This window comes from Bradyrhizobium sp. 76, assembly GCF_023073025.1.
GTDB lineage: Bacteria > Pseudomonadota > Alphaproteobacteria > Rhizobiales > Xanthobacteraceae > Bradyrhizobium.
In genome coordinates this window covers 1-1,201 of record NZ_JADPIS010000088.1, presented here as the reverse complement: position 1 = coordinate 1,201, position 1,201 = coordinate 1, and the positions used below count along the sequence as shown (strand labels likewise).

1 protein-coding gene is annotated in these 1,201 nt (G+C 70.4%); it reads left to right on the top strand.

From position 1 onward, the window contains the following. On the top strand, positions 1-1,201 hold a 1,201-nt coding region (locus tag IVB48_RS16520), incomplete at both ends, for a type I polyketide synthase (protein WP_247400928.1).

The following is a 1,201-nucleotide window of genomic DNA, read 5'->3' as shown; positions in this document are numbered from 1 at the left end:
TGACGATGTGCCGGCGCTGTACCGCGGCCTCGTCCGCAGCGGATTGCGGCGGGCCTCGGCAGCCGCGAGCGGCGACACCAACAGTCTGCGGTCGCGGCTGGCTGCCCTTGGCGGCGAAGGCGAACGCCTTGCTGCGCTGGTGGAGCTGGCGCAGGAGGAGATCGCCGCGGTGCTGGCGCTGCCCGGGGCCTCATCGGTGCCGGCGGATCAACCGCTCAAGGATCTCGGGCTGGACTCGCTGATGGCGGTCGAGCTGCGCAACCGCCTGTCGGGACGGGTCGGCACCAAGCTGCCGGCGACTCTCGCCTTCGACTACCCGACCGCACGCGCCATGGCGCGCCTGCTGCTGGAGAAGCTCGAACTCGGCCGTGCGCCGGTTCGACAGGAGAAACGGCGGGCGATTACCGCATCGGCGTCGGAGCCGATCGCGATTGTCGGGATGAGCTGCCGCACACCTGGAGGTCCGGCGAGTCCGGAGAGCTATTGGTCACTGCTGGAGCGCGGTGGCGACGGCGTTGGGCCGCTGCCGGAGCGCTGGAGCCGGGATCTGTTGCGGCGGCTGGAAGAGGTCACGGGAGGGCTGTCGCAGGAAGGTGGCTTTATCGACGCGGTTGCGGAGTTCGACGCGGGCTTCTTCGGCATCGCGCCGCGGGAAGCGATGGAGATGGACCCGCAGCAGCGGCTGATTCTGGAAGCGGTGTGGGAGGCGCTGGAGCGTGCGGGGCTGCAACCGGAAGGGCTGAGCGAGAGCCGGACCGGCGTCTATCTCGGCGCGATGGCTGGCGACTACGGCACGCGCTCGCTCGAGGCGACGACGATGTGGACGGCGACGGGCACGCTGTCGAGCGTGCTGGCGGGCCGCGTCTCCTATGTGCTGGGCCTCGAAGGTCCGGCGATGACGGTGGATACGGCGTGCTCGTCGTCGCTGACAGCGCTGCATCTGGCGTGCACGGCGCTGCGGCAGGGCGAGTGCGATCTGGCGTTGGCCGGCGGCGTGACCGTGATGTCGACGCCGTTGACCCTGGTGGCGCTGGGACCTGACAACGGCATGGCGCCCGACGGCCGCTGCAAGGCGTTTGCAGCGGGGGCCAATGGCGCGGGCTGGAGCGAGGGCTGCGGCGTGCTGGTGCTGAAGCGGCAGTCGGACGCGGAGCGGGACGGCGACGAGATTTTAGCGCTGATCCGGGGCTCTGCGGTGAAC